The sequence below is a fragment of the Flagellimonas onchidii genome, assembly GCF_004804315.1.
Classification (GTDB): Bacteria; Bacteroidota; Bacteroidia; order Flavobacteriales; family Flavobacteriaceae; genus Flagellimonas; species Flagellimonas onchidii.
Genome location: NZ_SRXX01000045.1, coordinates 1 through 4,247 on the forward strand (window position 1 = coordinate 1; position 4,247 = coordinate 4,247).

5 protein-coding genes are annotated in these 4,247 nt (G+C 34.5%); 2 read left to right on the forward strand and 3 right to left on the reverse strand.

Features of this window, described 5'->3' with window-relative positions; genetic code table 11:
* Window positions 1-123: 123 nt before the first annotated feature.
* Entirely contained in the window at window positions 124-1,335 is a 1,212-nt protein-coding gene (locus E4661_RS18860; RefSeq protein WP_136469014.1) for a site-specific integrase, read from the reverse strand.
* A gap of 1,200 nt (window positions 1,336-2,535) precedes the next feature.
* Between E4661_RS18860 and E4661_RS18865 the strand changes: the two genes are divergently transcribed.
* Together E4661_RS18865 and E4661_RS18870 are read left to right on the forward strand one after the other, a co-directional pair.
* Complete coding sequence (locus E4661_RS18865; RefSeq protein WP_136469015.1) at window positions 2,536-2,991, forward strand: JAB domain-containing protein; 456 nt, start codon at window positions 2,536-2,538, stop codon at window positions 2,989-2,991.
* 43 nt (window positions 2,992-3,034) lie between these two features.
* Window positions 3,035-3,238 carry a hypothetical protein gene (locus E4661_RS18870; RefSeq protein ID WP_136469016.1) on the forward strand — a complete coding sequence of 68 codons (204 nt, stop codon included), beginning with the start codon at window positions 3,035-3,037 and terminating at the stop codon, window positions 3,236-3,238.
* 541 nt (window positions 3,239-3,779) lie between these two features.
* On the opposite strand, the gene E4661_RS19200 is transcribed toward E4661_RS18870, so the two are convergent.
* Together E4661_RS19200 and E4661_RS19340 are read right to left on the reverse strand one after the other, a co-directional pair.
* Window positions 3,780-3,977, reverse strand: coding sequence for a helix-turn-helix domain-containing protein (locus E4661_RS19200; RefSeq protein WP_168796446.1), 198 nt, complete (start codon window positions 3,975-3,977; stop codon window positions 3,780-3,782).
* Between the two features lie 40 nt (window positions 3,978-4,017).
* Window positions 4,018-4,247 (reverse strand): hypothetical protein (locus tag E4661_RS19340; RefSeq protein ID WP_205728989.1); only part of this gene is annotated, 230 nt, incomplete at its 5' end.

Consider the following 4,247-nt stretch of genomic DNA (forward strand, 5'->3'; position numbering starts at 1 on the left):
TGCAGACTTTTGAGGATTCCATACTTTTAGCAAAAGAAAAGCTCATCGAATACAATGAGCTTAAAGGTTCTTTTCAAGTGTCAGATTAACCACAACTGTCAGGTTAAGTAGTGGCTAGTACAATTAAAGCAACATCTCACTAGCTTCATCAATAACACCACTTTCCAACTCTTTTAAATAAGATTGGGTTACAGTCAAATTTTTGTGCCCCATAGATTCACTTATAATATCTGTGGCTACACCTTTTTGCTTGAGACAATTGGCAAAACTATGACGAGCGACATAGCTGCTCATGGGTTTGTTAATTTGACACATAGCCGCAATTTTTTTCAAATCTTGATTATAACGAACTAACATTTTGTGCTTTCTATTTTCTAATTGAGTGGGCGTATAGTCTTCTCTAAAGAGAACAGGGAACACATAAGAGGTATGCGGATTTATATCCTTATAATAATCTAAAATCTTTTGAACAGGTTCTAATATTTTGATAGAGAAATTACCTTTTGTTTTAGACCTGGTATAATGAATTCGATCATAGCTAACATCTTTCCATCTCAACTTAATCATATCAGCAAAATTCATTCCTCGTGTATAGAAACTAAAAACAAAATAATTTTGAGCATTTATTAAGGTTGGGTAATCTTCAAGGTTAATATGCATGATTTTCATTACTTCATCCATCGTTAAAGCCTTTTTAATGGCTTTTCCTTTAAATTTAGATAGTTTGTAGGTTCTAAATGGGTAATATCCTTCTTTGGTTATGTTTCGTTGTATCGCAAAATTAAAAAGTGCACGAATAGATCTCATTCTTACCCCAATTCCTCCGTCAGTCCCACCACGAGACCTTAAGAAAACTTCGTACTTATTTAAGAATGTTGGTGTTATTTCTTTAAATGAAAGTTTCTCTCTTTGATGAAATAGTTTTACAGAGTTTAAAGCCTCCGAATTTACTTTGGCATTTCCTGTCCGCCCTGCTTCATTCATTTCCTCAATGATTTCTCTCCAAAAAGAAAAAACCTCTTTTTGACGAGCTGGATTGGAATCAACCCTGAAATGTTTTTCAAAGTCTTCTAAAGTAAAATCTTCCGTCTCTATCTCTAGATTACCATAAATTTTCAGAGCCCTATCTAAAATCTTATTTAAAAGACGATTATTCTGAATATAATTCGCATTTCGCTTATTGAATTGACCTCCTTTTATATCCCATTCGTTTTCGGGAATATTGAAGAGTGTTTTAAAGTATTTTGTGCGTCTATCTTTGGTGACTCTTAAACAAACAGGAAAGTGGCCATTAGCCAGTGGTTTTTTTCGTAAAATTGTCTTTATAGAAGCCATTGTTTTTTATAACGGGTACAACATAGGTACAACAAATCATCGATTAAAGGTAGTTTATTAGCAAATAGATGCAAAACGAAAAACTATAAAATGCTGAAAATCAACTAAAAAGAAAATTCATATAACCAAATGCAACCCTTTTTTAGTTTCTCATAATCAGGGGGTCCATGGTTCGAGCCCAGGTGGGACCACAAGAAAAGCTCCTTAACGCACCAAATATAAGGAGTTTTGAAATAATGGGGGTTAAGCTTTTAATCCCTGTTAAACCCCTGATTTTCGGAAACATAGCACACTTTAAGGACTGCAACCTCTCCAAACCCTTGAACACACTATTCGGAAGAATAGTACACTTTACGGAAACAAAGTACCCCTTTACGGAAATAAAACACACTTTAGAAATATTAGTATTACTTATAATTGGATTCTAAAGGTTTGATATCTTGTCTTTTACGCAAAACAACACGTTTGGAAGGCAGGGAAAGAGAGTACCCCTTTACGGGAAATAAAACATACTTTAGTCTTTGGGAGATCGCATAAACAGCGGTTTTTTTGAACTCCATAATATATATTATAATTAAAATATAACTCCGAAATTATAATTTAGGGATTTTGTTAATTCAGTTAAACAACCCACCCACCCACCTGCTCAAACGCCGCGAGGCTTAATAAGGTCTCAATTTTAAGATGGATCTCATCGATCTATCTTAAAATCTCGGTCACTTACATTTTAGGTTTACATAGCATTTAGAATTAAATGCATAAGAAGAAAGGTTAGTTTAAAGGGGTTTTTAGGAGGCTAAAGTGAAATACAGAGTTTTTGGCCAGTAACTGAAAAAAAGTGCTGTAGAGGCTTTAAAAAATAAAAAAGCAGCACAATCTGTACTGCTTTGATAGGAATCTTTTGCTTCCAATACATGACTTTCGCCGCTTCTCAAGGTCGTCCTCACGTTGCCTCTTTGTCCTTGCTCACATGCGGGATAAATATAGAAAATAAATCTTAATGCCTTTAGCTTATGCATTTAATTCTAAATGCTAATAAAAACCTTTACAAAATTTAAGAACTATTAATTATGGGCATGAATCACCCTTATCAGACCAAATATCCGCCAATACCCAATACACCATTTCGTATCTCATGGTTTTATTGGGTTGCATTGGCTATTGGATATGGTATGATAAAAGTAATTCTAAAAATAGCCCATGGAAAGAATAGCAACCTATGAAGATTTTGTTGGTGAATTGACAGTAATTTATCGAAGAACTAAATTGCCCACTGAAAGAGTTACAACTGCCGAAGAGGCCTCAAATTATATGCGACCATACTTTGATACCTGCATGGATAATCATGAGGAAGTAAAAGTGTTGCATTTGAACAGAAACAACAATGTGGTCAATGTCCATCATGTAAGCTCAGGTTCTGACAATGCCAGTATCGTTCCCGTCAAGGATATTATGAGGAATGCAATCTTGATAAAAACATCTGCTATTATCCTGTTTCATAATCATCCAAGTGGCAGCTTGAAACCTTCCAAGGCTGACCATGACGTAACAGCTAAACTTAAAAAAGCTTCAGCTTTGATGGAAGTTCCTCTCTTGGACAGTATTATTCTTACCAGAGAGGGCTATTATAGCTTTCAAAATGAAGGTGTTTTTTGAAACAATATTTATACGCATATGCGTATAAATATTATATTTGTTAATGAACTATCAGCAGTTTTATTTAAGAGAATGGTTGATTTCTCACCCACTTCTGAGCTTGTCTGGAATAGAAAAGCAAGCTAGCATTCCAAAAGGAACCCTTCGCCACTTTATCAAACATAGAATGGGGTTGCCGGCAAAGCACTTAGAAAACCTTATCGCTGTTATCTCGGACTATGGTTATACCCAGGTTAATGATGAATAGATTTTGCCATTAATTTTCTGTTTGCTTTTATACGTAATTTCTTTACAAAACCTACTAATAAATTGTACTTGAATAAGGGTTTTACTTTATTGATATGTAAGCATACATCAACTCAAACGACCCATTCGTTGATTTAAACAGCTCATTCATAAAATATAAGTAATACTTATAATTTTTCATACTATAATTGCCCCACAGTAGATTTATGGGCTAAGCTGCCTTGTTTTGATTTTGGCTGTCTTAGCCTTTTCCGTTTCAGATGATCTATTGTTCCTCGTCAAATGGAAAGGGTACTCTATTGAGGACCCTTCCTTTTTTACTGAAATAAATAATAACTAAGATTAAGGATACACGTAGTAAAGGAATTCCGTATAATATTAAAGCCGCAATTTAAACTGAAAGAGGGGGGAAACTAGGAAGAAAAATGGCAGATTTATTCTGATTTGGGAGAGCGGACTGGCCACCCTCCCATTATCAAATAATCTAGAAGTCCCTCGTCAAAAGAACCCTAGCCGCTAAAATAATCTTTTTTGATTATAAATTAGTCCTTGAAATAGTCGTTGATATCAATATTGTTTTTTACCAGATACTTCAAATACTTAACAAAACCCTTGCCGTAAATTTTTCCATTCTCAATTTGAGAAACTGCAGATTGAGATATTTGTAAGATTTTTGACATATCAAGTTGGGAGATGCCCAGTTGCTCACGGTATTTCTTTAAGGATTTATGTTTGCTCAATTTTATCCATGATAGTTTGGTGAAAGTCAAATATAAATCCTTAATTTTTGTATGTAAAGTTCCTAGAATAAAAAGCTTTGCATGCAAATTCTTGTAAAATTGAGCCACCGATTCCTGTCAAACTGGGCCACTGATTCCTATCTAAATTGAGCCAGTGATTCCCGCCAAAGTGAACCACTTTCAAAAACGTATCCAATAGGGGGTGCCAAAGGGTTATATTTTTCAAAAAATATAACAGTATGGCGAACAGACTATTGGACATGAGAAGAA

Bases quoted from the DNA above. Each gene is read 5' to 3' on its own strand.
- E4661_RS18860 (WP_136469014.1), bottom strand. From the start codon at position 1,335: ATGGCTTCTATAAAGACAATTTTACGAAAAAAACCACTGGCTAATGGC.
- E4661_RS18865 (WP_136469015.1), top strand. From the start codon at position 2,536: ATGGAAAGAATAGCAACCTATGAAGATTTTGTTGGTGAATTGACAGTA.
- E4661_RS18870 (WP_136469016.1), top strand. From the start codon at position 3,035: ATGAACTATCAGCAGTTTTATTTAAGAGAATGGTTGATTTCTCACCCA.